This is a genomic window from Phytohabitans sp. LJ34, assembly GCF_052068095.1.
In the GTDB taxonomy this organism is placed as follows: domain Bacteria; phylum Actinomycetota; class Actinomycetes; order Mycobacteriales; family Micromonosporaceae; genus Phytohabitans.
In genome coordinates, this window is the sequence record NZ_JBQHDG010000006.1 from 320,075 (window position 1) to 345,521 (window position 25,447).

Annotated in this window: 22 protein-coding genes; all 22 read right to left on the bottom strand. The window is 75.4% G+C overall.

Features of this window, described 5'->3' with window-relative positions; translation table 11 throughout:
• Nucleotides 1-72 precede the first annotated feature (72 nt).
• The 22 genes from ACTMTJ_RS13625 to ACTMTJ_RS13730 all read right to left on the bottom strand — a co-directional run bounded on the left by ACTMTJ_RS13625 (nucleotide 73) and on the right by ACTMTJ_RS13730 (nucleotide 25,442).
• On the bottom strand, nucleotides 73-498 hold the full coding sequence (locus ACTMTJ_RS13625) for a PRC-barrel domain-containing protein (RefSeq protein ID WP_441216852.1): 426 nt from the start codon (nucleotides 496-498) through the stop codon (nucleotides 73-75).
• A 46-nt stretch (nucleotides 499-544) separates the two neighbouring features.
• Entirely contained in the window at nucleotides 545-1,279 is a 735-nt protein-coding gene (locus tag ACTMTJ_RS13630) for a hypothetical protein (RefSeq protein ID WP_441216719.1), read from the bottom strand.
• A gap of 255 nt (nucleotides 1,280-1,534) precedes the next feature.
• Nucleotides 1,535-3,637, bottom strand: a complete 2,103-nt coding sequence (locus tag ACTMTJ_RS13635) for an ATP-binding protein (RefSeq protein WP_441216720.1) — start codon at nucleotides 3,635-3,637, stop codon at nucleotides 1,535-1,537.
• A gap of 4 nt (nucleotides 3,638-3,641) precedes the next feature.
• On the bottom strand, nucleotides 3,642-5,246 hold the full coding sequence (locus ACTMTJ_RS13640) for a hypothetical protein (protein ID WP_441216721.1): 1,605 nt from the start codon (nucleotides 5,244-5,246) through the stop codon (nucleotides 3,642-3,644).
• On the bottom strand, nucleotides 5,243-5,737 hold the full coding sequence (locus ACTMTJ_RS13645; protein ID WP_441216722.1) for a hypothetical protein: 495 nt from the start codon (nucleotides 5,735-5,737) through the stop codon (nucleotides 5,243-5,245). Before ACTMTJ_RS13645 ends, ACTMTJ_RS13640 begins: the two co-directional genes overlap by 4 nt.
• On the bottom strand, nucleotides 5,734-6,873 hold the full coding sequence (locus ACTMTJ_RS13650; protein WP_441216723.1) for a hypothetical protein: 1,140 nt from the start codon (nucleotides 6,871-6,873) through the stop codon (nucleotides 5,734-5,736). Before ACTMTJ_RS13650 ends, ACTMTJ_RS13645 begins: the two co-directional genes overlap by 4 nt.
• A 5-nt stretch (nucleotides 6,874-6,878) precedes the next feature.
• Complete coding sequence (locus ACTMTJ_RS13655; protein WP_441216724.1) at nucleotides 6,879-8,837, bottom strand: hypothetical protein; 1,959 nt, start codon at nucleotides 8,835-8,837, stop codon at nucleotides 6,879-6,881.
• 1 nt (nucleotide 8,838) lies between these two features.
• On the bottom strand, nucleotides 8,839-10,050 hold the full coding sequence (locus ACTMTJ_RS13660) for a hypothetical protein (RefSeq protein ID WP_441216725.1): 1,212 nt from the start codon (nucleotides 10,048-10,050) through the stop codon (nucleotides 8,839-8,841).
• A 35-nt stretch (nucleotides 10,051-10,085) separates the two neighbouring features.
• Nucleotides 10,086-12,140 (bottom strand): phage tail protein, encoded by a 2,055-nt coding sequence (locus ACTMTJ_RS13665; RefSeq protein WP_441216726.1) that lies wholly within the window; start codon nucleotides 12,138-12,140, stop codon nucleotides 10,086-10,088.
• Nucleotides 12,137-14,161: a putative baseplate assembly protein gene (locus ACTMTJ_RS13670; protein WP_441216727.1), complete on the bottom strand. Its 2,025-nt coding sequence runs from the start codon at nucleotides 14,159-14,161 to the stop codon at nucleotides 12,137-12,139. Before ACTMTJ_RS13670 ends, ACTMTJ_RS13665 begins: the two co-directional genes overlap by 4 nt.
• A gap of 67 nt (nucleotides 14,162-14,228) precedes the next feature.
• Nucleotides 14,229-16,067: a baseplate J/gp47 family protein gene (locus tag ACTMTJ_RS13675; protein WP_441216728.1), complete on the bottom strand. Its 1,839-nt coding sequence runs from the start codon at nucleotides 16,065-16,067 to the stop codon at nucleotides 14,229-14,231.
• 2 nt (nucleotides 16,068-16,069) lie between these two features.
• Nucleotides 16,070-16,468: a GPW/gp25 family protein gene (locus tag ACTMTJ_RS13680; protein WP_441216729.1), complete on the bottom strand. Its 399-nt coding sequence runs from the start codon at nucleotides 16,466-16,468 to the stop codon at nucleotides 16,070-16,072.
• Nucleotides 16,465-17,163: a phage baseplate assembly protein V gene (locus ACTMTJ_RS13685; RefSeq protein WP_441216730.1), complete on the bottom strand. Its 699-nt coding sequence runs from the start codon at nucleotides 17,161-17,163 to the stop codon at nucleotides 16,465-16,467. Before ACTMTJ_RS13685 ends, ACTMTJ_RS13680 begins: the two co-directional genes overlap by 4 nt.
• Before the next feature lie 40 nt (nucleotides 17,164-17,203).
• A complete protein-coding gene (locus tag ACTMTJ_RS13690) occupies nucleotides 17,204-18,391 on the bottom strand; it encodes a phage late control D family protein (protein WP_441216731.1) in 1,188 nt (395 codons plus the stop codon).
• Complete coding sequence (locus ACTMTJ_RS13695) at nucleotides 18,388-19,056, bottom strand: CIS tube protein (RefSeq protein ID WP_441216732.1); 669 nt, start codon at nucleotides 19,054-19,056, stop codon at nucleotides 18,388-18,390. Before ACTMTJ_RS13695 ends, ACTMTJ_RS13690 begins: the two co-directional genes overlap by 4 nt.
• Nucleotides 19,053-19,241: a putative phage tail protein gene (locus ACTMTJ_RS13700; RefSeq protein WP_441216733.1), complete on the bottom strand. Its 189-nt coding sequence runs from the start codon at nucleotides 19,239-19,241 to the stop codon at nucleotides 19,053-19,055. Before ACTMTJ_RS13700 ends, ACTMTJ_RS13695 begins: the two co-directional genes overlap by 4 nt.
• A 7-nt stretch (nucleotides 19,242-19,248) precedes the next feature.
• Entirely contained in the window at nucleotides 19,249-19,734 is a 486-nt protein-coding gene (locus ACTMTJ_RS13705; protein WP_441216734.1) for a phage tail protein, read from the bottom strand.
• Nucleotides 19,731-21,275, bottom strand: coding sequence for a phage tail sheath subtilisin-like domain-containing protein (locus tag ACTMTJ_RS13710; RefSeq protein WP_441216735.1), 1,545 nt, complete (start codon nucleotides 21,273-21,275; stop codon nucleotides 19,731-19,733). Before ACTMTJ_RS13710 ends, ACTMTJ_RS13705 begins: the two co-directional genes overlap by 4 nt.
• A gap of 3 nt (nucleotides 21,276-21,278) precedes the next feature.
• Nucleotides 21,279-21,734, bottom strand: a complete 456-nt coding sequence (locus ACTMTJ_RS13715; protein WP_441216736.1) for a phage tail protein — start codon at nucleotides 21,732-21,734, stop codon at nucleotides 21,279-21,281.
• Between the two features lie 29 nt (nucleotides 21,735-21,763).
• Nucleotides 21,764-24,049 (bottom strand): phage tail sheath family protein, encoded by a 2,286-nt coding sequence (locus ACTMTJ_RS13720; RefSeq protein ID WP_441216737.1) that lies wholly within the window; start codon nucleotides 24,047-24,049, stop codon nucleotides 21,764-21,766.
• A gap of 14 nt (nucleotides 24,050-24,063) precedes the next feature.
• Nucleotides 24,064-24,870 carry a carboxypeptidase-like regulatory domain-containing protein gene (locus ACTMTJ_RS13725; RefSeq protein ID WP_441216738.1) on the bottom strand — a complete coding sequence of 269 codons (807 nt, stop codon included), beginning with the start codon at nucleotides 24,868-24,870 and terminating at the stop codon, nucleotides 24,064-24,066.
• Nucleotides 24,867-25,442, bottom strand: a complete 576-nt coding sequence (locus ACTMTJ_RS13730) for a DUF4255 domain-containing protein (protein WP_441216739.1) — start codon at nucleotides 25,440-25,442, stop codon at nucleotides 24,867-24,869. Before ACTMTJ_RS13730 ends, ACTMTJ_RS13725 begins: the two co-directional genes overlap by 4 nt.
• Nucleotides 25,443-25,447: the final 5 nt, after the last annotated feature.

A 25,447-nucleotide genomic window follows, 5' to 3' on the forward strand; every position in this document is an offset into this window, starting at 1 on the left:
TGGAAGGTCCGGGCCCCCCGATCAGATCAGTCCGTTACGCCCCAAGTCACCCATAAACACCCGATTGGGTGCTCACATAACCGGCGGGAAGTCCCGGTAGCTGTCCGTGTAGTAGGTGCCGACGCGCTCCCGGTACTCGGGGCTGCTGAACGTGTCCTTGTCGTACTCGGGCGAGTCCTTGATCTGGTCCTTGGTGCGGTCGACGTAGACCTTGCGCTCGGCGTGGTCCACGTTCTGCACCGTGCCGGCCGGCAGCAACACCTTGCGGCCGAAGATCCACGGTCCGGTGTCCACGACGATGTAGGACTCGCCGACCGCGTAGCTGGCCTCGTCGATCGAGCCGATGCCGCCGTCGGTGGCCTCGACGTCGTAGCCGGCCAGGCTCGCGTGCGCTTCCTCGTCGGCCTCGATGCTCTCGTCGCGCCGCTCGCCCAGCGCGGGGTCCTGCCCCGCCAGCAGGGCCGGGTCACGCCAGGCCCAGGGGATGAAGGGTTGCATCATGACGACCTCCTCAAATTTCCCTGGGGAGGTACCCGCCCGCGGGTCAGCCCAACCGCGCGGTGCGCCGCACCTGGCCGCGCTCGACGACCGCGAACTGGCGCGGACCGGGCAGGCCGAGGTAGGGGCAGCCGTCCACACCCTCGCGCAGGGTCGCCGACTCGTCCCCGGGACTTATCCACAGGAGGGCGCCGGTGCCCACCCACGGCTCGAGGTCGAAGTCGTACCGCTCGACCCCCGACTCCTCCCGCTCCCAGCCCGTCCACAGGCCGTCCTCGACCACCGGGTAGGAGCCGGTACCCCACAGGTTGACCAGCCGGGTGCCCGCCGCCGGCCGGCCGAAGTAGCTGATCGCCCAGCCGGTGTGCCGCCCGACCGGCACCTGCGCGATCACCGCCCGCACTTCGGGCGCGGCGCCGAGCAGGCGCGGCACCACGAACGGCGCGCCCGGCCCCGGGGCCACCGCGAAAGGCGTGTGCTCGACCGGCTCGGCCAGCCGCATCGCCCCGGTCATCGCCACCCAGGACGGCGGCCGCTCGCGGGGGTGGCGGCGCACCCCGCTCGGGTACTCCCAGAACCACCCGTCCAGCCCGGCCGTGTCGATCGGCCACCACACCGGCGCGTCGGTGAACGGGCACCGCGCGACCGGCACCTCGGGCAGCAGCTCCTGGTAACGCTCGGTGAGCTTCTCGTACGCGGGCCATACGGAAGCCACCGACCGGGCCCGTGCCTCGGCGCGCAGCCGCTCGCCCTCCTCCAGCAGGAGGTTCCGTTCGCGCACCGGCACAGCCTGGCAGAGCGGCGCCGCCACGTACACAGGCTGAGCCCCAGCTCAGCCGGGGCGCCGGCGCACGGCGGCGCCGCCAGGCCGAGCCACGGTCACCCAGTACGCAATCCCGCTGCGGGGCTAGGCCACGCACCCAGCCACGCAACCGCACCGCCGGACTAGCCCACACACCCCAGCCACGCAACCGCGCCGCCGGGCTAGCCCACGGTTATCCAGCGCGCAACCGCGCCGCGCGGGCTGATCCGCGGCTCAGGCCGGGCGGGTGGCGGCCTCCAGCAGGCCGGCGTGCGCGCCGAGCTCGGCCGGGCGGAGCAGGCGGGCCTCGCGCTGGTACTGCCGGGCCACGCCGGCCACCACCGCACGCATGGTGATCGTGCCGGCGCCACCGTCGGCGGCGATCAGCGCGGCGCTGCGGGCGGCCGCGGCGATGGCGGCGCCGGTCATGTCCAGCCGGGCCAGCGCGGCGAGGTCCACATCGGACGCGAGCGGCGCGGCGGCCGGGAACGCGAGCCGCCACAGCCGCCGCCGCTCGGCCGGCCCGGGGCGGGTGAAGTTGACGACGAAGTGGAAGCGGCGGGTGAAGGCCGCGTCGATGTTCTCCCGCAGGTTGCTGGCGAGGATCACCAGCACGTCACTCGACTCCAGCCGCTGGAGCAGATAGCCGATCTCCAGGTTGGCGTAGCGGTCGGTGCCGTGCCGCACGTCGCCGCGCTTGCCGAACAGCGAGTCGGCCTCGTCGAAGAAGAGCACCGCGCGGCTCTCCTCGGCCTGCCGGAACGCCGCGTCGAGGTTCTTCTCCGTCTCCCCCACCCACTTGGAGACCACCTGGGAGAGGTCGACGGTGAGCAGGTCGACGCCGAGCGTGCCGGCCAGGATCTCGGCGGAGAGCGTCTTGCCGGTGCCCGGTTCGCCGCTGAAGAGCACCTTCACGCCCGCGTCGCCGGGGTGCCGGCCGAAGCCCCACGCGTCCGCCACCCGCGGCCAGTCCCGGAACGCGGCGGCGATCTCGGTGATGTGACGCAGCTGCTCCGGTGGCAGCACGAGGTCGTCGAGCGTGCGGCGCGGGGTGACCGTGCGGGCGTACCCGCTGGTGCGGCCCCGGGTCACGGCGGCAACCGCCGGGCGGACGTGGTCGGCGAGCGGCGCCGGGCGGCCGTTACCGGCGAACCGGGCGCCCGCCCCGGCGACCGCGGCCACCGCGCGCAGCTCGTCGCCGCCCATCCGGTAGCGGGCCGCGAGGTCGTCCAGCAGCGGCGGGTCGACGCCGGGCAGCGCGGCCGACCAGCTTTCGTGCCGCTGGCGGTAGTCGGGCTGGGGCAGCTCCCATTCCGCGTACGCGCGCGCGGCGAGCAGCGGCACCGGTCGCCAGGCCGACTCGCCGCTCAGGATCACCGGCAGCCGGGCTCGGACCAGTGTGTCCACCGTGGACGCCGGATCTACGGGCTCGCCGCTGGGGAGCCACAGCACGGCGTCGAGGGCCGCCGCGACCCGGACCGCCTCGGCCAGGTCGGCGCCCGCCGGGACGGTCCGCAGTGGACGGCCGGTGTGCGCGGCGAGCGCGAGCACCGCGTCGCGTTGTGCCGACGGTGCGGCGCCCCACAACCCCACCACGTCGACCTGTCCGGTGGCGAGCGCCCGCCCGAGCCGGGCCAGCCGGTCCGGATCCAGCTGGGGCGGCGGCGTGTACCCCGGCGGCGCGGCCACGGCACCCGGATCGTGCCCGACCAGGCCCGCGTCGGCCACGCCGAGCAGCATGTCGTACACGCCGGGTCCGAGCGCGAGGTCGCGGGCCAGCTCGACGGCGGCACCCGGCAGCGGCTCGACCAGGCCGTGCCGCCGCAGCCGCCCCGCCGGCCCGAGCAGCCACCGCACCGCGAGCCGCCCCTCGGCCGAGGCACCGCCGAGCGTGACGGCGATCAGCTCGACCGAGGGTAGGCGGCGCTGGAGGTTGTCCACGATGTACGCGTAGACCCGCTCGTAGGCCGGGTCCAGCTCGGGGCCGGCGACGAGCAGCAACGCGTCCTGCTCGACCCGGTCGAGGCCGCAGCGGGCGGCGAGGTCGTCGAGCGGCAGCGTGATCCCCGCGGCGGCCGCGTCCCGGCGCAGGTCGCGCTCGGCCGCCAGCTCGGCGCTGTCGTCCACGGTGGACGGTTCGGTCGGCGCGGACCAGCTTTCCACCCGTTCCAGCAGGAGCGCGGCCTGCTCGTCGGTCACGCAGAACGGGGTCAGGTCGGGCCGGGTGAGGCGGGCGGCGAGCGCGGCCTGCCGCCCCGCCGCGGCGCGCAGGGCATGGTGCGGGGCACGCAACCGCAGGCGCAGGTGGGCGAGCGCGAGTTCGGTGCGGGCGGTCATCCGCTCACCCCCGCCCGAACGTCAGCGTGCGACCGTCCAACCAGGACACGTCCGGTACGTCCGCGAGCAGCCCGTGCGCGGCGAGGTCGTCGTGGCGGCGGCCGTACGGCAGGCGGACCCGTACCTCGTCGGCGTCGAAGCGGACCAGGCCGCCGAGGTCGCCGAGGCGGGTGAGGGCGAGCTGGGGGTCGGTCGGCTCGCGGTGCCGCCACAGCAGCCAGGCGATGGTGCCGAGGCCGGCGGTGGCGAGGAGCGTGAGGGTGCGTTCCAGGCCGGGGTGGGACGCGCGGGGCGCGGCGGGGCGGGCGGCCATCGCGGCCATCAGCTCCCCGGCGGCGGCCGCCGGGCCGGTGAGGTCGGCGGTGGCCGCCCGCAGTGCCAGGCGCCCGCCGGCCCAGGCATCGGTGGGACCGGCGATCCAGCGCCGCCCGGCGCCCGGCAGCCGCCGCCACGCCCGGCCCGGGTCAGCGTGCCGGACCGAGCCGGCGCCGGCCGGTGGCGTGCCGGTCACCAGCGGCACGCCGGCCGCCATCAGGTCGTCGACGGCGGCATCGCCGGCGGCGACCAGGAGTGGGCGCCCGGAGGCCTCCCAGAACGGCACGAGCTCCGCCCCGTCGTCCTCCCACGCGACCGGAAAGAGCCCGTCCGGCTCGACCAGCAGCAACCCGCCGCCGGCGGCGGTGACGGCGAGCGGGCGGTCGGGGTCGTGCCCCCGGCAGACCGCGAGCCCGACCAACGAGTCGAGTACCGGCAGCGTGTCCCGCGCCCGCTGGCCGAGCGAGGTCAGCGCGTCGTCCGGCACCGACCCGTCCAGCCCGGCGAAAGCGGCCGCCGCCTCGACGTCGGCGGTCGAGCGCCGCCACCCGTGCCGCGGCGGCGACAGCACCTTGTAGGCCAGCCCGGCCGCGAACGTCCGCGGATCGCCGGCCAGTGGACCGATCGGCGCGAGCAGGTCGATCTTGTCGAGTGCGGCCGCGACAAGGAACGGCAGCACCGAGCCGACCTCGACCTCGCCCGTCCGCGGCGTGCGGTGTGGCGCCGCCGAGCCGGTCGGGTCCGCGGTGGTGGCGGCCAGGGCGGTCCGGGTGGCCGGCGGCAGCGTGTCGAGCAGGTGGCCCAGTTCGCCCCGGTCGGCCAGCGCGGCCAGCAGCGGGGTCAGCCCTTCGAGCCCGGGTACGGCCGGCGGCTCGACGGCCGCTCCCACCGCCGGCGCCGCGGAAACCGCCGGCGGGGTGGTCGCCGCGGCCGGCGGAGTCGACGGCGTGGCAGCGGGTGGCGCGGCCTCGGGCGCGAACGGCCGGCCCGCGGGCAGAGAGACGGTCGGCGACGGTACGCGGCCGGCGATCAGGTCGGCCAGCGAGAGCGACACCACCACCCGGACCGGTTCGGTGATCTCGACGTCGCCGTCCACAGTGGTCCGCGCGGCGGCGGCGAAGTCCTCGTCGCGTTCCAGGTGGGCGGTGACGAGGGCGGGCAGCGCCTCCACCACCCGCCGCACCAGGTCGCGCGGGGCGGGACCCCAGCTCCACCCGCCGTCGCGTACGACCGTGACGTCGCAGCGGCGCACGACGATGTCGGGCCCGCCGCCGGTGCCGGCCACCTCGCTCACGTCCGCTCCACCAGCTCCAGCCGTCCCACCCAGCCCTTCACCAGGACCAGCACGCCGTGCTTTCCCTCACCGACCCGCACGCCGATGGTCGTCTCCCGCTCACCCGTCCCGATCCGGCCGAGGAGCGGCGGGACGCCGGCGAGCGCGACGAGCACCGCCGCCGGCTCGGTGACCGGCCGGGACACGGTGACCGTCACGCCGTCCGCGGCCAGGGTGATGCCGCCGGTCCAGGGTGCGAGGGTGCGCAACGCGCCCGCCCCGTCGGGGACCTCGTAGTCGCGCGGCGCCACCAGGGCGCCAGGCTCGTCGTCGACCGCCGCCACCGACAGCCGCGCGGCGGGCACGGTGAGGTCGTCCACCGTGCCGTCCTGGCGGGACACCCACAGCGGCAGCCCGTCACCGACGAGGTCGCGCGAGGCCACGGGTCCGGACGCCGCGATCGCGCCGAGCACGTGGCCGGTGTCCGTCGCGTACGCCACCGTCAGGCTCATGTGCCGCTCCCCCCGCTCGCCTCCGGGTCCGGTACGGCCGCCGCCAGGACCAGGAACTCGACCGGCACGGTGTCGTCGCGCACCTCGCCGTCCGGGCGCATGCTGCGCATCCGGCTGCGTACCCGGCGCTGGCCGTCCACTGTGCACTCGACCGGTGCGCTCAGCCAGACACCGTCCAGTGTGGGCGGTCGTGGGTTGACCATGGTGTGCAGCACGACCCGCCCCTCCCGCACGTCCTCGTCGGCCACGCCGGCCGGCAGCGGCAGCAGGACGCCGTCGGTGGCCACGCCGGAGACCGCCGCGACCGCGCCGCCGGTGGTGCCGATGGAGAGCTTTCCGCGGATCGTGACGTCGCCGCGCGGCGAGACGGCGAGCACCTCGTCGACGGAGCCGTCGGCGCGGTAGAGGCCGAACGCCAGGCCGGCCTGCCGGTCGAGCGTGACGACCGGTCCGCCCTCGGCCGCGGCCGGCGCGGTGCGCAGGGCGAGGTGGCCGGCGCGGGCGGCGACGGTGTCGGCACGCACGCCGGCGTACCGGGGCAGCACGCTCCCGGCGTCCGGCAGCACGTCGCGAAACCTCCCGTCCCGAAACGTGACGTAGCCGAGCAGGATGAGCCACGGGGTGGTGCCGTCGCCCGGCCCGTCGCCCACGGCGGGCGGGCGCTGGTCGGCGACGAGCCGCTCGTCGCCCAACCGTCCGAAGAGGACCTGGTACGACTCGTCGACCCGGCTGGCGCCGGCCCCGGTGCCGCAACGGTCCGCGGTCAGCGCGCCGGCGGCGGGCTCCCGGTCGAGGCCGGCGAGGAAGACCGGGTACGCGTCCCCGGTCGGCTGGTCGGCGCCGTTTACCTCGTGGAAGAGCGTCTCCTGGAGGGTGACCGGCTCGGCCACCACCACCTCGCGGCCGGTGCCGTCGACGGCGACGCCCGGCTGGAGCGTCACCTCCACGTACCGGGTGCCGCTGTCCGGGTCGGTCTGCCCTTCGCCGGTGAGCGCGAGCCCTTCGGCGATGCCCCACTCGTGCAGGTACCGGTCGTGCCGCGCGGCGCGGCCCCGGCCGTGGTCGACGGTGCCGGCGAGGTCGGCGGCGGCGAGGATCTGGCCCTCGAAGAAGGCGGGCCGCTGGAGGTCGGTCATGGCGGTCAGCCCTCCTGCCCGCCGGTCCGCCGGCCCCGGGTCGCCTTGCGCGGAACCGCCTTCGCCGGAGGCGACGGCTCAGGTTCGGGCTCCGGCACCGCCTTCGCCCGCTGTTGGGCCTTCGCCGGAGGCGAGGGCTCGGGCGAGGGCTCGGGCTCCGGCGTCGCCTCGGGCTCCTCCGCGGCGTCGAGGACCGATGTGGAACGCACCGCCGACGCCAGTGACTTGACGAGCGAGCGCAGCTCGGCCACCTCCCGCCGCAGGTCGACGTCCGCCGCCGGCGGGACCGCCGGCGCGGGTGCCAGCAGGGCGAGCAGCTCGTCCAGTTTGGAGTCGGCGGGCGGGCCGTCGAGCAGGCCGTGCACCCACTCCAGCGCGACCGGCGCGCCCCCTTGCGCGGGTGGCGGCGGGTCGCCCGCGACCGGCAGCGGCTCGCAGCAGACCTCCTCCGCCAGCTCCCGCGCCTGGTACAGCACCGGCGCCCAGGCCGCGTACCCCGGACCGCCGGGCAGCCACTGTGGACGCTCGGCGGCGCACGCCCGGAGCACCTCGCAGTCGCTGAGTTCGAGGCGGGCGAGCAGCACGTCGCCGTCGTTGGCCGGCGCGCAGGGCGGCAGCACGCTGGCGCAGGCCACGTCGGTCACGTACCGGGTCAGCGCGGTGGACAGCCGCCCGGCCGCCGCCGACGCGAGGCTCAGCTCGGTCGCGCCGGCCACCTCCCGGCCCGGGGGCGGCTCGTCGGGCAGCGCGGGCGGCAGGTCGGCGCGGGCGACCGCCTCGCGGATGCCGCAGTCGGCCAGCTCCCGGTCGCGGTCGAGGCGGCCGAGCAGCCAGTGCCGGGTGCGGGCCAGGTCGGCGATCAGCTCGGCCCGCATGGCGTAGCTGAGCGGGGCGCCCTGTGCCACGAGCCGCGCCTCCAGCGGCGCGCCCTCGACCCGCTGGTCGACGACCCGCTCCTGGGTCTCGGCCAGGACGGCCGCGGCCATCGCGCGCCGCGCCGGGTCGGGCCACACCGCTTCGGCGTCCAGCCCGTCCAAGGTGGACACCGAGGAGGCGAGCAGGGCGCGGGCGGCCGTGGCGTCCACCCCGTACTGGCGGACCAGCTCGGCCTGGCTGGCCTGGTCGTAGGTGTCGAAGGCGGCCACCGCGCCGGCGAGCACCCGCACGTGTTCGGTGGCCAGCCGGGCCTGCTCGAGCGTGGGCGGTGAGCCGAGCCCGCCGAGGTCCTGGGCGGCGGCCTCCCAGCGGTCCCGGGTGTCGCCGTCGAAGAGGACCGGCGCGGCGGCGGCGCGCACCGCCCCGCCCAGCGGCCGGCGGTAGGCGGCGAGCCGGGCCGCGCGGGCCCGCTCCGCGGCCAGCGGCTCGGCGTCGCCGAGACGGGCGGCGATCGCCTTCCCGGGCGTGTACCGCGGGTCGCCATCCTCGTCGAGGCAGCGCACGACGAAGCGGTACGTCTCGCGGACGCGGGACGGCACGCAGCCGTCTCCCGGCGCGCTCTCGTCCGTCGCGTATGGAGCGATCGGCTCGATCGCCTCCTCCGTGTACCGCACGTAGAGCCCGTAGACGCGGTCGCCGTCGGCGGAGCAGGGGTCGCCGCAGTCCGCGCCGAGCGAGCGCACCCGCAGGTCGCGGACGAGCGCGACCACGTCAACCTTCTCCGCGCAGCCGACCACGATGTCGTTGCCGCACGGGTCGATGGCGTACCCGGGGCGCACGGTGACCACACCGCCGCCGCAGGGGTCGCAGGCGACGTGCAGCCCGCAGACCACGCCGGGTCCGAACAGGAGCCTGTTGCGCAGCCGGTCCTTGCCGGTGACGTACCCGGTCAGCGCCTGGAGGTCGTCCTCGGTGAGCAGCTGGCCAGCGTAGAAACGCGGCCGTGTGAAGCCGGTGGACGGGTGCGTGTCCGCACCGCCGCACCGCCCGCACCCGCAGCCCGACCGGGCCGGAGCCGTGACAGCCATGTCAGCCTTCCCTCACGAAGAACCAGCTCTCGAACACATCCCCGCCGAGCCCCACGCCGGAGGTCCACGGCCCGATGCCGGACGGCGGCAGGGCGCAGCCGACGTCGGTCGCGGTGTCCACGTCCGGCTCGGCGTCGGCGTCCTTTTCGGACCGCGGCCGCAGGTAGGGGACCTTCCCACCGACGTGCGTGCCGTCCACCGGGCGGCAGCAGCGGTCGAGCAGGAACGCCGAGCGCACGGTGATGAGCACGCGGTCGTCGTCCTGGAGCGTCTCCCGGGTGGTCTGCCGGAAGCGGAACTCGCGGGTGAACTCGGTCTTCGGCAGCCCGGTGAACTCGCCGCCCATGAACCAGGAGTCCGCGTTCTTGCCCGCGCCGCCCTCGATCACCTGGATGTCGATGACGCCGCGGCGCAGCGAGTCGACCCGGATGTCGTCGGAGAAGCGGATCACGAGGCCGCCCTTGTCGTCGACGGTGCCGAGCAGCTCCTTGGCCTCGCTGACGGTGTAGGTGTGGCCGTGCCGCCAGTTGATCCCGGTGATGACCGTGGGCACCCGCCGGCCGAACGGGCGCCGGATGCTCTGGTCGATCTGCGCGGCCTTCAGCGGCTTGTGCCAGTCGATGTCGTCGATCCGGGCCAGCCACAGGATCCCGCTGCCCTCGCCGTGGAGGTCGCCGCAGGTGTCGCAGCGGCGGTCGGCCTCCGGGCGGTCGGCGGTGACCCGGATCCGGTACGTCTCGCGGGTCCAGCCGAAGTCGCAGTCGGTGGTGTCGCCGCAGTCGGAGGTGAAGATGGTGCGGGTCTTGTCGACCGGGTCCTCTTCGTACTCCACGCCGACCCACACGGTCTTCGGGTCGGTCGTGGTGGTGTGCGCGGAGCCGGCGAGCGCGTCCCACAGGTCGAGCTCGCAGGCGTCCCGCACCACGATCTCGTTGCCGTACGCGTCGACGCCCAGGCCCGGCGTGATCCGCACCTTGGCGACGCGTTCGGTCGTCTTCGCGGCGGACGCGTCGGCCTCCTTCGACCCGGCGACCGGCTCGACGAACAGTCCACATACGACGCCGTACCCGAGCAGGTAGCGCATGCGCAGCTTGAGCTTGTCCCGGAAGTACTCCTGCTCGCGCTGAAGGTCACGGGCCCCGAGGAGCCGGCCGTGGAAGTATCGCAACCGCCGCAGCTCGGGCACGTCGAACCCGGTTCGTGTCTCCGTCATCGTTTCTTCCTCCCGTTTTGTCACCGCGACATTCCTCACCACGACACCGAATCCACACCGAGCGTCGCCCGTTCGCCGACGGCCATGGCGCGGTGCGGCCCGCGCCGGCTCGTCGCCACCACACTGGAGCGGCCCAACCGCACGGGCCGGCCGCGACCCGCCGCACCGCCGTCCACCGGCCCGAGCACCGGCGCCGGCAACGCCGTGAACGCGGTGTCCACACCGACCGCCGACCACACGCCGACCACCCAGCCCAGCCCGCCGCGGTGGACGGTGCCGGCGGTGTGCGCGGGCGCCTGGGCGTCGACGAGCCGGCGCAGCGCCGCGTCGTCCACAGTGGTGGGCGCGTGCGGCGGCAGCGCCACCCGGAACCGGTACGCGTGCGCGGCCAGCGGGTCGGTGTGCGGGTCGCCGCCGCCGCGCACGGGGGCGCCGGACAGGCCGGAGGTGCCGACCCGGAAGCGGGCCGCGGAACGGCCGAACAGCCGCACGCTCCCGAGCCGCCCGTCACCCCGCTCCCGCCCGCGGCCACCACACCCGCAAGAGCACGCGCCGTCACCCCTGCCGAAGCACGCACCGTCACCCCCACGGGAGCACGCGCCGTCACGCCCGCCGGAGCCGGCACCGGCACAGCCACAGGAGCCGGCGCCGGCGCCGGCGCCGAGGCGGAGCCACGCCCGCTCGGTCGCGAGCTCGGTCACGACCGGCTCGACGCCGGCGACGATACGCACCACCTCGCGCAGCGCCCCTGGCGTGCCGCGCCGGCGGTACAGCTCGGGGGCGGCCGCCAGCAGCTCCCGCCGGGTGTCCGCGCTCCACCCGCCCTCGAACGCGAGCCCGAGCAGGCCGCCGAGCCACGGCAGGGCGGCGTCCGGCACGCCGCGCACGTCGAGCAGCGCCGGGTAGCGCTCGATGACCCGGTCGATGCCGTCGAGCGTGGCGTCGAACAGGGACATGAACCGCTCGGTGAAGTCGTCGGCCGCCGGGTCCGCGCGGAACGCCGCGGGCAGCAGCTCGGCGCTCGTCGCGCGCGGGAAGTCCAGCCGGACGCGGCGGACCACCGGCGTGGCCGTGCCGTCGCCGGTGAGCCACAGGCGCAGGAAGAGGTACCGGCCGGGCGGCTGGTCGACGAGGAAGTCGAGCGCGCCGGCCGGAGCCTCGTGCCAGTCCCCCGGCTCGGGTACCGCGCCCCTGTCCTCGCCGGCCGCCACGGCCACCCGGATCGCCGTCCCGGCCGGTACGTCCGCGTCCAGCGCCACCCGGTGCCAGCGGCAGCGGGACAGTCCACTGTCGATCGCGGCGGTGTCGAGGCGCCCCCGCACCTGGAGCCCGGTGGCCGACGGTGGCGGCCCGTCGAGCGGCGCGCCGTCCCAGTCGAAGCACTCGCCGCCGAGGCAGAAACCACCGTCCCAGGTGGACGCCAGCGTGCTGGGCGGGAAGGCGTCGGCCAGCTCGGCGAGGGTGGCGGCGCGGCCGTCCACCCAGATCCGCGGGCCGTTGCCGCCGGTGGTGAGAATCCACAGTCGACGGTCCCGGCCGACCCGCAGCCCGTCGATCCGGCCGGTGACGCCGGTGCGGATCACGTCGAAGTCGGTGCCGCCGGCCCGGTAGCGCCGGATGTCGGTCGTGCCGTCCCGGGCGACGTAGAGGTCGCCGCGCCGGGTCAGCGCGAGCACCCGCGCCGGGCCGGAGACCTCGGTGACGACCGTCTCCCCCTCCCGCCAGAACACCCGGACCGGACCGTGCCGGTTCGCGACGGCGAGCCACCGGCCGGCGGTCGCGACCGCGGCGGGCCGTCCGGATGGGGCGCAGTGCGGCGGCCACACCGGCAGCCACGGGCAGCCCACGCCGTCGCGGCGCAGCACAGTGGACGAAGTGGCCAGGAACCAGCTGCCGTCGCGGCAGCCGGGCGCGAGGCGCGGGTCGGGAAACCACGGGAGCAGCTCCTGCCGGCTCGGCCGGCCGCCGATCGTCTCGAGTCGCAGCCCGGCCGGGTCGTCCAGGCCTTCGAGGCCGGTGACACCGGCGTCGTCCCAGCCCACGTAGGCGTCGAGCAGCCGGAAGGTCGCCTTCGCCGGTCCGCAGGTCATGCCGCACCTCCCACGGACGCGTCCACCGGAACCAACAGGGGGCGGGCCGGCCACGGCAGCGCGTTCGGCTTCAGCGGCTGGTCCGCGCAGGGCGGGGCGGCGACGCCGTCGACGACGAGGCGCAGCCGCGGTACCGCCCGCACGCCCGGGACGGCCAGCAGGCGCCGCACGAGCGTCACGTACCGGATCGGTGCGCCGAACGGGTAGCCGCCGCGCACCGGGTGCAGGTAGGTGGTGAGGTCGTCGGCGGCGCGGGTGAGCACGTCGGCCCGTTCCAGGGCGGGGTCGAGCACCAGCCACGCCTCGACGGTCACCCGGTGGTAGCGGGGCGCGCCGGTGGCGATCCGCACCCCGGCGGGCGCGGCGACGGCGGCGAGGTGGTCGGCGACCGCGCGGAGCGTGCGCCGGTCCGGCACCGGCGGCTGGTCGCCCTCGACGGGCGGCCCGCCCGGCACGATGAGCACGCCGACCACGCCCGGTTCGGGGCGGCCGGGGCGGGCGGGATCCAGTCCCGGTACCCCGTGCGCGCGGGCGACGAGCGCGCCGGGCGCGCGGAGGGCGAGCAGCGCGTAGTCGGCCGAGGTGACCGCGCGGCCGCGGGCGGCGAGCTGCTCGGGTCCGCGGCGCAGGACGTCTTCGGCCGGCTGGGCGTCGGCGCCGCCCTCGGCGGGGAACGGGTTGGTCACCCCGGTGACGAACGGCAGCGAGGTGACCAGCGACTTCACCTGCCCGGCCCGCACGCCGCCGGCCGCGCCGCCGCCGACCCGGTAGCGTTCGGCGACGAGGTTGCGGAAGCCGAGTGGCACCCGGGCGCCGTCGACGCCGTCGCCGAACGTGAGCTCGCCCGTAGCGTGGTCCACTGTGAACACCCGCGCGTCGGGGCCGCGGCCGGCCAGGCTCTCCACCTCGCGCCAGCGGGTGGGTGTGGCGGCGGTCGTGCCGAAGACGTCGCCTTCGGCGTCCCCGTCGACGGTGACCGCGACGCTGCCGGGCACGATCGGCACCTGGGTGAGGCGCATGCGGGTGCGCCCGTCGGCCGGTCCACCTTGGACGGGCTGGGGCACCTCGTCGCGGATCGTGCGCACGGCCGTGGCGGGCACGAGGTTGAGCCGCACGGCGGTCAGCACAGGCGGCACCGCGAACACGCCGTGCGCGACGGTCACCCGCAGCCACCGCAGCTCGGGCAGCGGGCGCGGGCCGGGCGGCCGGGCCGGGCGCCAGGTGCGCGGCAGTCGCAGCTCGACGATCCCGGAGGCGGTCAGCCCGGCGGTGCCGTCGCGGGCGACCTCTGCGGGAAGGTACCGGCCGCCGTCGAGGATCTGCCAGCGCAGCAGCGGGGCGGGGTCCGCGCCGCCGGGCGCGGCGAGCACCAGGCCGACCGAGAGCAGCGGGTACGGTGCGGCGCCGCCGGCCAGGCCGATCCAGAGCGCGTTGCCGGGCCGGGGGCGGGCGCCGAACGCCGCGAACGGCCGGCCCTGCCCGCTCGCGGCGCCGGGGACGAGGGCGAGCCGGTCGGACTCGGCGACGGCGACCGCGCCGAGCGTGGCGGGTGTGGCGTAGAGGTCGCGGTCGGTCTCGAAGACGACCTGCTGGCCCGGGACGAAGGCGGTGCCGGGCGCCGGCGCCGCGCTGGCCTGGAAGCCGGCCGGTACGAGCACCGACGCCCCGTCCGGCGGCGTGACGGTGAACTGGAGCAGCGCAGTCGCCGGGGTGGCCGGCAGCGGTCGCACCCCGGCGATGCCGAGGTGGGCGGCGAGCAGCTTCTCGGGCAGCCGGTTGAGGCGCCGCAGCACCGGCTCGGCCTGGGCCCCGAAGAGCCGCACGAGCGCGACGCCGGCGTCGGCCCGGTCGGGGTTGCTCCAGTCCGGGGTGTACGCGGGCAGCCGCGCGCCGATCTGCGCCCGCACCCGCTCGCGGGTCGCCTCGACGAGCTCCGGTTGGGTGCCGGTCGGTCCCGGCCCGGGGACGGTGCGCCCCTCGCCCTCCGCGGCGGCCCGCTCCCACCACATGGTGTCGCTCATGCCCGTCCTCGCTTCGCCGCGGGCGGGCACGAGGCGCCAAGCGCACAGTGCCCGATGATTCGCTCGCTCATGCGGCCACCCCGATCGTGACGTCGGTGAGGGCGACCAGGTCGCCGGGGCGCAGGGGTACGTCGGCGCAGTCCTCTGTGGGCGGTGCGCCGTCGAGGCCGATCGCGACGGCGGTGACCTCCGCGGTGTCGCCGACCGCGGCCTGGGCGACGCGCAGCAGCGCGGAGGGGCGTACCGGCCCGCCGAACGGCCAGCCGTCGCCGCCGTCGCCGCCGCGCAGCGGGTCGAGGTAGCGGCCCAGGGCGCTGCGCAGCACGGACCGCACGCGGGCCGGGTCGGCCGGCCTGGCGGCGAGGTCGACCCGCAGCGCGGTGGCGCGGTAGCGGGGGCGGCACACGTACAGCTCGGTGCCGACGAGGCGGGCCCGCTCCAGGTGCTTCCGGACCGCGACGAGCATCCCCGGGTCGGGTCGCGGCGCGGGCGTGCCCTCGGCCACGGACGGCACGACGCGCACGGTGACCGCGCCGGGCACGGTGTCGCGGGGGTAGCCGGGGTGCTCGCCGATGCCCACATAGGACCGTCCGACGGCGACGCCGGGGGTGCCGCCGGCCAGCTCAGCGAAGTCGGCGGCGGTGACCGCGCGGGTCACCCGGGACAGCTCCTCGCCGGCGCGGCGGCGGGCCTGGTCGACGGTCTCCGGGTCGCGCCCGCCCTCGGCCGGCACCACGTTGGCGGCGGTGACCGCGCCGTCGGGCCGGCCGACGACCCACCAGTTGCCGGTCAGCCCGCCGTTGCCGGCCGCGCCGCCGCCGCGCACGTACTCGACCTCGACGGCGGCCGGGTCGTCGGCGACCGGGTCGTGCACCGGGATGGCGCCGGTCAGGCCGTCGCCGAAGCGGATCGCGCCCTCGGACCGGTCCAGCACGAACACCGGGTCTCCCGGACCGGCGAACGTGAAGTCCGGCACCGGTTTCCACTCGCGCGCGATGCCGCCGCGGCGCAGGCGCGGCGCGGCGGCGAGCAGCACGCCCCGCGCGTCGGGCAGGTCGAGGTGCTGGCCGGGCAGGCGCAGCCACCGGTCGAGCTGGTCGGCGAGGTCGGCGCCGGTGACCGTGCGGGTCTCCCGGTGGGTGGCGATGCCGGTGTTGGGCACGAGCTGGCGCAGCACCGGCGGCGAGGCGTAGGACGCGTCGCGGGTGCGGACCACGAGCTCGCCGCCGGCGGGCACCCGCAGCCGCACGATGCCGGAGCGGCGCAGCCCGGCGGTGCCGTCGTCCACAAGGGACCACGACCAGGTCAGCTTCGCGGGAGGTGGCACGTCGGCCGCATCCGCGCTCCACTGTGGAGACACGCCGCTCGGCGTGTCCAGGTCGAACAGCAGCGACAGCACGGCGCCCGGGGCGGCCGACGCGCCGTCGAGCGCGATCCGGAACTCCCCCGGGCCGCCGCCGGCGGGCAGCAGCGGCACGCCGCGGCCGGCGCCCAGGTCGGCGCCGTGGTCCCGGCCGTCGACCCAGACCGCGACCCGGTCGACCGGCACCGCGGTCACGTCGTCGTCGAGGGTGAATGTCACCCATTCGAGCGGGTCGCGGGAGAACACGGTGCCGGCCGGGGCGGAACCGGACAGCCGCAGCACCGTGGCCGCCGACCGGGCCGGTGCCGGGCCGGGCACGCCGAGCAGGCGCAGCACCGCGACGACCAGCGCGTCGGGCACCTGGTCGAGCCAGTAGAGGCGCTGTTCGAGCAGGTACGCGAGGACCTCGAGAACGGTCACACCGGGGTCGGCGGGCGCGTGCAGCGTCCACGCCCCGCCCGACTCGGCGGGGATGCGTTGCCGGGTCGCCGTCATGAGGGCGTCCCAGGTGAGGTCGTCCAGGCGCGGGAGCGGCACGGTCACGGTCAACCCCCCACGAGCCCGAGGTAGTACGGAAAGACGAGGTTGGCGCGGGTGTTGGTGCGCCGGATCCGGTACGTCACCGAGACCGTGACCACGCCCTCCTCGCCGGGCGACACCTCGGCGCGCACGTCGTCGAGCTCGACCCGCGGCTCGAACTGCCGCACCGCGTCGCGGATCGAGTCCTCCAGGTCGTGCAGGTTCTGGACGCTGTCCGGCGCGAACACGAGGTCCGGCGCGCGGGTGCCGAAGTCGGGGCGCATCACCCGCTCGCCGAGCCCGGTCAGCAGCAGCGCGCGCAGGCAGTGGGCGATGCTCTCCTCGCCGCTGGCGTACGGCAGCCGTCCGGCCTCGTCCGGCAGGATCGGGAACCGCCAGCCGGTACCCAGGAAATCGTCTGTCATGCGGTTTTCACCACCCCGGACACGAACGGCGGCGCCGGCGGGGTCGGCGGGCCGGTGTTGGGCGTGCCGGCCGGGTGGACGTGGCTGGCGAACGCCTGGGTGAGCTTGCCGCCGAGCACGACCGGGTCGGTGGTGGGGTCGCCGAGGTTGACGGTGGGCGCCTTGAGCGTGATGGCGGTGGACGACTCCAGGGTGATCGCGCCGTCGGCCTGGACGGAGACGCTGCCGCCGCCGGCCGCCTTGACGCGGATGGCCTTGCCGGCGTCGTCGAGCTCGACCACGTGCCCGGCCGCCGACGTGACCCGGACCGCGGCCTGCGACTCCTGGTCGTCGAAGACCAGCTCGTGCCCGTGCCGGGTGCGGATCATCTTGCGGTCCTGGCCGTCGCGGCGACTGGTGGGCGGCTTGTCGGCGCCGTTGTAGAGGCCGCCGAGCACGATCGGGAAGCGCATGTCGCCGTGTACGAACGCGACGAGCACCTCGTCGCCCTTCTCCGGTACGAATACCGCGCCGTAGCCGCCGCCGGCGTAGAGCTGGCTGACCCGGCACCAGTCGGTCACGGTGCCGTCGTCGAACCACGGGAAGCGCAGCTTCACACGCGCCTCGTCGTCGCCGTCGACCTCCTCGACGAGCGCCTCCACCACGCCGTAGTAGCGCTGGTCGGCGCTCCGCGACCGCGATTCGACCCACGTCATCGCGTCCCTCCATCGTGGACCGGTCGGGCGGCGAGCGAGCTCATCGCGTCCCTCCATCGTGGATCCGCCGGGCGGTGAACTCGGTGAAGAAGCCGCCGGAGTCGAGCGTGTGGTCGACCCGCTTGACGAAGTAGCTCCCGGAGAAGCGGCGGCCCAGGCCGTAGATCTCCAGGTTGTCGCCGGGCCGCAGCTCGGGCAGGCCGGCGACCCGGCCGGTGGCGGTGACGAACTCGTACGCCCGCTCGCGCAGCAGGCTCACCGCCAGCTCGCGGGCCTCCTCGTCGCTGGCGACCGGCGCGTCCACGACCACGTCCTGCCGCCCGCCCATCGCCGAGTCGGCCGAGGACGGACCGTTCTCGCCGGTGCCGTCCGCCGAGGGCGGCACGTGCGAGGCGTCCGCGGTGAACGCGATCGCCTGTTTGGTGCGGGGATCCCAGCCGCGCACGGTCACCTTGCCGACCTGTCCGGAGACGGTGAGCGTGGGCGTGAAGGTGATCAGGTTGGGGATCAGGTCCGCGGGCTGGCCGCTCGGGCCGGTGGCGAGACCGGGGGCGTACGCGAGCCGGTAGACCCGCACCGGCCGCCCGTCCCGCCCGTCGGTGGGCCGGATGAAGTAGAGGGTGTCCTGGCCGCTGTCCGGGTCGGGCAGCAGGAAGCAGTCGAAGTCGACCCGCTTGGCCCGCTCCATCAGGAACGTGGCGTCGTCCTGGTTCTTCTGCACGACCTGCTCGTGCGCGGGCCCGCTCTCGGTCACCACGACCCGCAGCTTGTTGCGCTGCCCGACCTCCTGGGCGATCTGCCAGTCGGTCTTGCCGCGGTACACCTTCGGCTCGGTGCCGGCGGGCTTGCGGTCCTTGAGCTTGACCAGCCCGTCGACGCCGCTGACCGCGACGGTCGGCGAGCCGGCGTCCGGGAAGGTGGGGCTGATCGTGGTGATCGCGCCGGTGGCGACGGTGAGCAGCGTGCCGCCGTACCCGAGCTGGATGACCACCCGCCGGCCGAGCGTGAACCGTGGCGAGTCGCTGTGCTTGAAGCGCAGCAGCACGTCGTCCCAGTTGTTGAGGGTCAGCTCGAAGCCGGACATCTCCTCCAGGTCGCGGTGCACCTTGACGTCGATGATGTCGTTCTTGGTGGTGGGGTCGAGTTCGAGGCCCTCGATCTCGACCCGGAAGTCCGGCGCGTACCGGTCCGGGGAGGCGACCTCGACGAGGTTGGCCGGTGCGGTCATGGCAACCTCGGTACCGTCAGCACCTGGCCGGGGCGCAGGTCGCGGGGGTCGGTGATGCCGTTGGCGCGGGCCAGCTCCCGCCACGCGTCGGGCTGGCGGTAGAGGGCGGCGGCGATGCTGCTGAGCGTGTCGCCGCGGCGCACCAGGTAGCTCTTCTCCACCGTGGGCGACGAGCGCGGCGGGTCCATCGCCTGCACGGCCGCCGGCCGGTACTCCTTGAGGCCGATGTCAAGTTTCGCCCGCAGCGGTGTGCCGTCGGGCAGGAACAGCTGGTACGTGATGTCGAGCTTCTCCAGCACGCCGGTGAACACCGAGCGGCCCCACACGAAGCGCACGATCGGCGGGGCGTGCTCGCGGCTGTCCGGCCTCATCAGCCCGCGCAGCCGTTCGACGTACTTGGCGCGCACGTCTTCGAGCGTGTCGGAGGTGTCGACCAGGGCCTCGACGCTGAGCGTCTCGCTGCCGCCGCGCACGTACTGGATCGGCGGCGACTCCAGCCCGGGGATGGCGATCTCGGCGAACGTGTTGGCCTTGCTGAGCTTGTAGTCGGTGGGGTTGAAGCGCAGCGGCACGCGGCGGGCCCGCTCGTCGGCGATCTCCGGCCGCACGATCTCCAGCCGGGCCAGGGCGGCGCCGCGGCCGGCCGCGGAGACGGGCGCGGTCACCGCTTCGCCTTCCGGTCGCCGAAGCCGCGCTCCATCGCGCCGCGCTTCTCCCGGGCGCACTGCTCCTCGTAGGCGCGGCACCAGGCGTTGATGTGCCGCTCGAAGAGGCGGGTGAACACGGCCTGGTCGTCGTCGCCGCTCACCTGGAAGCGCACCTCGAGGTGGTGGATGGTCACCGTTGCCACGGCCGCGTCACCTGACCTGTCCCACTTGTGTCAGCCCTTCGTGAGCGATTTCCAGTGCCTCGACCGCGACGCCGTTCTGCTCGGCGTGCAGGTCGGGGCCGGACCACTTGGCCGCCAGCCCGCCGCGAAACGCCCAGGCGACCGCCGGCACCCCGTCCGGCGACAGCAGGATCACCGCGCCGTCGCGTCTGGCGCCGAGCGAGTCGGCGAGGCCTGCCGCGTACCAGGCGAACAGGCTCGTGTCGCGGGCCACGCCGCGCTTGAGCGTGAGCCTGTTCCAGGCGTGCCGCACCGGCAGCTGGAGGGTGGAGTCGTTGCGGCCGCCCTCGGCGTAGGCGAGCACCTCCAGCTGGCCGCCGAGCCCGGCCACCTCCTGGAACGCGCCGGCCGCGACCATCGGCAGCAGCCGCGCCTGCGCCGGCGGCAGGTAGGCGTCGCCGGGGTCGAGCGTGACCAGGAACCGGTACTTGAGCAGCGGGTCGGGCGCGGTCATGCCTCGATCACCTCCAGCCCGCGGTCCTGGCCGAGCACCAGCCGGAGCCGGATGAACTCCATCGGCGTCGCCGGCGCCACCTCGACGTCGCAGAAGACCAGCGCCGGGTCCTGGGTGGGTGGGTTGTTGCTGGCGTCGCAGGTGACCCGGAACGCCTCCTCCGCGCGGGCGCCGGCGAGCGAGCCCCCGCGGAACGCCTCCAGCAGCACCGAGGTCACGCCGCGCACGAGGGCCAGGCGCAGCTCGGGCCCGTTGACGTCGAAGACGAGCGGGTCGGCGACCCGGCGCAGCGCGCGGACCAGCAAGTGCACGAGGCGGCGGTGGGCGACGTAGCGGCGGCCGGGCGCGGTGGCCAGCGTCCGCCCGCCCCACACCCGCAGGCCGCGGCCGGGCGCGCACCGGAGCAGGTTGACGCCCGCCTCGAAAAGGCGCGCCTGCTGTGGATCGGGCAGCGTGACGGCGATGTCCACGGCGTCGAGCAGCACCGCGTTCGCCGGTGTGTGGGGTGCGCCGCGCTCGGCGTCGAGGCGGGCGATCAGCCCGAGCACGTGGCCGCTGGCCGGCACCGCGCGGGTCGGCGCGCCAGGCCCGCCGGCCGGGTCGGGGACGACCAGCCGCGGATGGTAGGCGGCCGCCGCGGCGAGCAGGTCCGGGTCGCCGGTCGCGGCCAGACCGTCCACCCAGGACAGTGCGGCCTCCGCGTCGTCTTCCGGCACGTCGAGCACCACCAGGCGGTCGGCGAGCGGTGCGAGCGTCGCCAGCAGGGCGAGGGCGGTGCCGGTGCGGGCCGGTTCGGGCAGGTCGCCGCCGAGGTCCGGCAGGGCGACCAGGGCCGGCTCGGGCAGGTCCGCGACGGCTTGGACGGCGTGCGCGTAGTCGTCCGGGCCGGGCGGCGCGTCGGTCCCCCGCTCGTCGCCGGTGCCGAGCACCACGTCCCAGCCCGCCGCGAGCGGCCCGCGCGGGCCGGTGGCCCCGGGCGGCGCCGGCGGCCCGTCCGGCTCCAGGCGGATCAGCCGCGATCCGGCGAGCGCCTCCACGACGTCGGCCGGCCGTATCACGGTGAACGTCTCGGCCGGCTCGGCGGGCGGCGCCACCCGCACGGTCAGCGCGGGCGGGCCGGCGACGCTGCTGGCCCGGAAGCGGATCGACACCCGGGTGTTGTTGGCCCACGCGCCCGGGCTGGCGGCACGCACGCGGTAGCGCGCGTAGCGGAAACCGGCCCGGGCCGGCCACCCCGGGTCGCCCGGCTCGCCGACCGTCCACAGCGCACCGGCGGTGGTGCTCGCCCCGGCCACCCGCACCACCCAGGCTATGCGGCCGCCGTTTTCGAAGAACCCGCGCAGCGCGTACGGTGTGGCCGCGCCGCCGTCCAGCGGACCGAGCACGCGCTGCGCCTCCGGCCAGCTCTCCACCCGCACCGGCACGCCGAGCGGGCCGCGCCGGGTGCGTCCGAGCAGGGCGGCCACGTCGGTGCGCAGCGGCTCCGGCTCGGCGCGGCGAGGCACGGCGGTCAGCGACAGACCGGGCAGGGCGGCGGTCATCGGCTACTGCGCGATCGCGAGTCGCTCGACGGCCAGCACGAGGGTCTCGATCGCGACCTCGTTCTTGCCGGCGGACAGGGTCGGCCCGGTGTACTTGGTCGGCCAGCCCCGGTCGAAGTTCCAGCGCATGGCCTCCTGCCGGTTTTCGTCGAGCATGACGATCGAGCCGGAGGTGCGCCGCACCCGGCCGTTGAGCGCCTCGACGATCCACTGCCAGAAGCCGATGTGACCGGTGATCCCGCGCTTGAGCGTGATGTTCGTGTACTTGACCAGACCGGTCAGCTTCCGCATCGTGATGTCCTCGGACCCGGTGCGGTACTCGATCGGGGATATCTCCAGCTCCAGGCCGCTGACCTCGTTGAAGGAGCCGGAGACCGCGACCCCGTCGTCGCTGACGTTGGTGACGATGACCTGGAAGTTGTAGACGGCGTACGGGTCGTCCCGGATGACGGGCGGCATCGGTGGTACCTCTCTTCGACGAGTCAGGGTCAGGCGAGCTGGGTTTCCCGCGTCTTCTGCTGGATCCGGAAGACCACGAACTCGGCCGGGTAGACGGGCGCGACGCCGACGACGCAGATGAGCCGGCCGTTGGCCAGGTCGTCCTCGGTCATCGTGGTGCGGTCACAGGCGACGAAGAACGCCTCGTCCGGCGTGGTGCCGGCGAGCGCGCCGGAGCGCCACACGGTGGTGAGGAAGTTTTCCACCGTCTGCTTGACCAGCGCCCACAGCGGCTCGGCGTTGGGCTCGAAGACAACCCACTGGGTGCCCTCGTCGATCGACTCCTCGATGAACAGGAAGAGCCGCCGCACGTTCACGTACTTCCAGGCGCTGTCCGAGGAGAGGGTGCGGGCGCCCCAGACCCGGTGGCCGGCGCCGGGGAAGAACCGCAGCGCGTTGATGCCCCGGGGGTTGAGCAGGTCCTGGTGGCGCCGGGTGACGTCCTGTGCGATGCCGTCGCGGGTGCGGATGCCGCGGATGACCGCGTTCGCGGGGGCCTTGTGCACGCCGCGCTCCACGTCGGTGCGGGCGTAGATGCCCGCCATGAACCCGGACGGGGCCACCTCGACGTCCTCGCCGGTGACCGGGTGGCGGGTGAACAGCCACGGGTAGTACAGGGCGGCGTAGGTGGTGTCGTACGGCTCGCGGAACTCCTGGATGCCCTCGATGCTCAGCCCGTTGCGCGGGTCGAGGATGGCGAACCGGTCACGCAGCGACTCGCAGTGCGTGACGAGCGCGGACAGCACCGTGCCGGACCAGACGCCGGGCACCGCGCAGATCGCGATCTCGTCGATGTCTTCGAGCGCGACGATGCCGGTGCGGGCGCCGCTGCCGCCGTCCTCGCCGACGAAGTCCGCGACGTCCAGCCCGTCGTCGCCGTCGTCGCCGCCGGCCAGCGTGAGCCAGCCGCCGCCGGGACCGGACGGAAACTCGTCCAGGTTTCCGGTGAACTCCTGCTCCACGGTGGCCCGGACCAGGCGCGAGCGGGCGGCGACCGTGCGGGCCAGGCTGCCCGGCTCGTCGCCGCGCAGCCGCAGGTTGCCGAACGTCTCGGTGGTGGTGTCGCCGGACTCGTCGGTGAACCGCACCTGCACCTCGGCCTCGGCGAGGAAGACGCGGTCGCCTTCGAAGAAGTCGCCGTCCAGCGGGGCGTCGAACGTGACCCTGTCACCGTCCACTGTGGTCACCGAGTGTGCCGGCCGGGCGGTGGCGTTGTCGACCTGGACCACCGCTCCCGGGTACAGCCGGGATGCCCCGCCGACGCGGATCTCGCCGTTGGCGCCGTCCGGGTTGGCCCGGCGCACGCGCCGCACGCCCAGCCCGCGCGACCAGGCGGGGTGGGTGGTGCCGGAGGCGAACGTCAGCGGGATCCGCCCCTGGTCGTCGGGCGCGCCGACGGTGACCGCGAAGCGGCCCTGGCCGATCGTGACCCAGGCGCCGTCCGACAGTTCTCCGGCGTCGAGGCCGGGGACCGGGTCGACGAGCACGCTCGCGCTGTCCGGTGCGGCGGCCTCGGCGAGCCGGGTGACGAACAGCGGGCCCTCGGCGACCGCCGGCAGCAGCGTGAGCGTGGCGCCGACGACCGGCCGGACCCGGACCTGGAGGGTGCTCCCCCACGCGCCGGGGCTGACCGCGGCGAAGCTCACCGTGCGAGTGCCCTCGGCGGGCGGGGTGGACACCGGCCCACCGATCCGGATGTGGTCGCCGCGCGCCGCGCGGACCTCGGCGGTCAATGGCGCGGCGAGCGTGATCCGCGGCCCGGCGGTGGAGTATCCGGCGATGGTCGTGGAGTCGATCTCGTCGCCGGTGTCGCCGCGCACGATCGTGACGGTGTCACCGGCGTTGAAACCGACCAGGTGCCGCAGGTCGAGGGTCGACGCGCCGGCCGCCGCGTCGCGGGTGATCTCGCTGACCAGGCCGCGGCCGAGCGCGCCGGACGCCGCGACCGCGGTGCCGCTGACCACCCGCTTGACGTACAGGCGCTGGCCGCCGTTGTCGAAGAAGCCCTTCACCGCGAGCGGGAAGTGCCACCACCGGCCGCCTTCGGCCGCGTCCTGCTCCCACCGGTCGCGGACGCCCGCGTCCGGCTCGGGCAGGAAGCCGCCGAACGTGTCCTGGAACTCCAGGAACGTGGTGACCAGCTGCGGCTTGCCGGCCGCCGGGCCGCGCGCGGTCACACCGACCATGCCGGCCGTGCTGGTGCTGACGCCCGCGATCGGGCGGGGGCCCGCGGCGATCTCCTCGACGTAGACGCCGGGACTCAGGTACTCGGGCATCGCGGCACTCCTCGCTAGTTATGGCCGTCTGGTGGCGCGGGCTGGCGCCGTTGGTCGATCACTGAGCCTGATGGCTCGCTCGCAAGCTCGCTCGCGCCGATCTCGATGACGTTCGTCCGGGTCAGGTCGTCGGGCAGCCGGATGGTCAGCTCGCCGGTGCGGCCCGGTCGCTCGGTGGCGACCAGCCGGAATGTCTCCGGCCCGCCGTCGTCGGCGCGCGCGCCCGCCCAGCGCAGCGACAGCCGGTACGTGCCGTCCACATCGGACAGCGTGCGCTCGCGCCACGGCGTGCCGTCGTCGGCGGCCTCGCCGGCGGCCTCGACGAGCGCGTTGCCGACCGGCGCGCCGGTGGCGGTGCGGACCGCGCCGCGGACCACGCGGGTGCCGGGCGGGTAGGAGTAGGCGACGCCGGGCAGCAGCGGCACCGGCTCGGGCTGCACGGTGATCGCCGGCGGGTGGGTGTCGTCGTACGGGTAGGCGAGGAACTCCTTGCCCACCCGGTCGGCGGCGAACGGCTCCTCCGCGGTCAGGTCCGGGTAGAGGGCGCGGTAGCCGACCGACTCGAACCGGGCCCGGTAGAGCTCCGGCTCGGCGGTGGCCGGCTCGCGCCGCCGGCCCAGGCCCGGATAGGCGATGTAGCCGCTGGGCGTGCGGGTGGCGGCCAGGGTGGTGGGCAGCCAGGCGGCGCCGTCCCACCGGTCCAGCGCCACGGTGAAGCCGGCGGCGACCGGGCGCCGGCGCCAGTCGTCGTACGGCACGAACCAGGCCGGGCTGTGCAGCACCCGAAGCTCACCCGGCAGTGGCGTCCACAGTGGAGTCACGGGGTCACCAGCCCGGGGACGAGCTCGCGGCTGCGCACCGGGCTGGCCGGCAGGTCCTCGGTCGCGTCCAGGTTGACCACCCGGACCTCGTAGTTGAGCGAGAGCCGGTACGGCTTCTGGATCGCGTACCAGATCAGCGACTTCTGGTCGAGCGTGAGCGGGGTGAGCGTGAAGTGCAGCGCGTCCGCGCCGGCCGCCAGCCCGCCGGTGAGCCGCGCGCCGGCGAAGATGGACTCGTCGTAGAACGTGCGCAGCGCGACGCCGAGCATCCGGTGCTGGGTGACCGGGTCGACGCCCCACGCCGTCACCAGGTAGCGCAGCAGCAGCGCCATCGGCGGCTTCCGCACGATCTGCGGGTTGGCCGGGTCGGGACGCACGTGCGGCCGGTTGCGCGACGGCGGGTCCTCGGCGATCTCGTACAGGAAGACGGTCAGCTTCGGCGGTGACGGCGACACCGTCTCGGAGAGGTCGTCCAGCTTGGCCAGCGCGTCGCCGCTGACCGTCTTGACGGCCGCGTCGAGCGTGCGCTGGATGAGCGTGGAGACCTCGCCGATGACGGTGTAGTCCCCCATGCCCC

Coding starts and splice junctions, on each gene's coding strand:
- ACTMTJ_RS13715 (WP_441216736.1), bottom strand. CDS start 21,734: ATGCCGCCCGTCATCCGGGACGACCCGTACGCCGTCTACAACTTCCAG.
- ACTMTJ_RS13645 (WP_441216722.1), bottom strand. CDS start 5,737: ATGAGCCTGACGGTGGCGTACGCGACGGACACCGGCCACGTGCTCGGC.
- ACTMTJ_RS13705 (WP_441216734.1), bottom strand. CDS start 19,734: ATGACCGCGCCCGACCCGCTGCTCAAGTACCGGTTCCTGGTCACGCTC.
- ACTMTJ_RS13650 (WP_441216723.1), bottom strand. CDS start 6,873: ATGACCGACCTCCAGCGGCCCGCCTTCTTCGAGGGCCAGATCCTCGCC.
- ACTMTJ_RS13655 (WP_441216724.1), bottom strand. CDS start 8,837: ATGGCTGTCACGGCTCCGGCCCGGTCGGGCTGCGGGTGCGGGCGGTGC.
- ACTMTJ_RS13670 (WP_441216727.1), bottom strand. CDS start 14,161: ATGAGCGACACCATGTGGTGGGAGCGGGCCGCCGCGGAGGGCGAGGGG.
- ACTMTJ_RS13710 (WP_441216735.1), bottom strand. CDS start 21,275: ATGACCGCCGCCCTGCCCGGTCTGTCGCTGACCGCCGTGCCTCGCCGC.
- ACTMTJ_RS13730 (WP_441216739.1), bottom strand. CDS start 25,442: ATGGGGGACTACACCGTCATCGGCGAGGTCTCCACGCTCATCCAGCGC.
- ACTMTJ_RS13720 (WP_441216737.1), bottom strand. CDS start 24,049: ATGCCCGAGTACCTGAGTCCCGGCGTCTACGTCGAGGAGATCGCCGCG.
- ACTMTJ_RS13625 (WP_441216852.1), bottom strand. CDS start 498: ATGCAACCCTTCATCCCCTGGGCCTGGCGTGACCCGGCCCTGCTGGCG.
- ACTMTJ_RS13660 (WP_441216725.1), bottom strand. CDS start 10,050: ATGACGGAGACACGAACCGGGTTCGACGTGCCCGAGCTGCGGCGGTTG.
- ACTMTJ_RS13685 (WP_441216730.1), bottom strand. CDS start 17,163: ATGACGTGGGTCGAATCGCGGTCGCGGAGCGCCGACCAGCGCTACTAC.
- ACTMTJ_RS13635 (WP_441216720.1), bottom strand. CDS start 3,637: ATGACCGCCCGCACCGAACTCGCGCTCGCCCACCTGCGCCTGCGGTTG.
- ACTMTJ_RS13665 (WP_441216726.1), bottom strand. CDS start 12,140: ATGACCTGCGGACCGGCGAAGGCGACCTTCCGGCTGCTCGACGCCTAC.
- ACTMTJ_RS13690 (WP_441216731.1), bottom strand. CDS start 18,391: ATGACCGCACCGGCCAACCTCGTCGAGGTCGCCTCCCCGGACCGGTAC.
- ACTMTJ_RS13680 (WP_441216729.1), bottom strand. CDS start 16,468: ATGACAGACGATTTCCTGGGTACCGGCTGGCGGTTCCCGATCCTGCCG.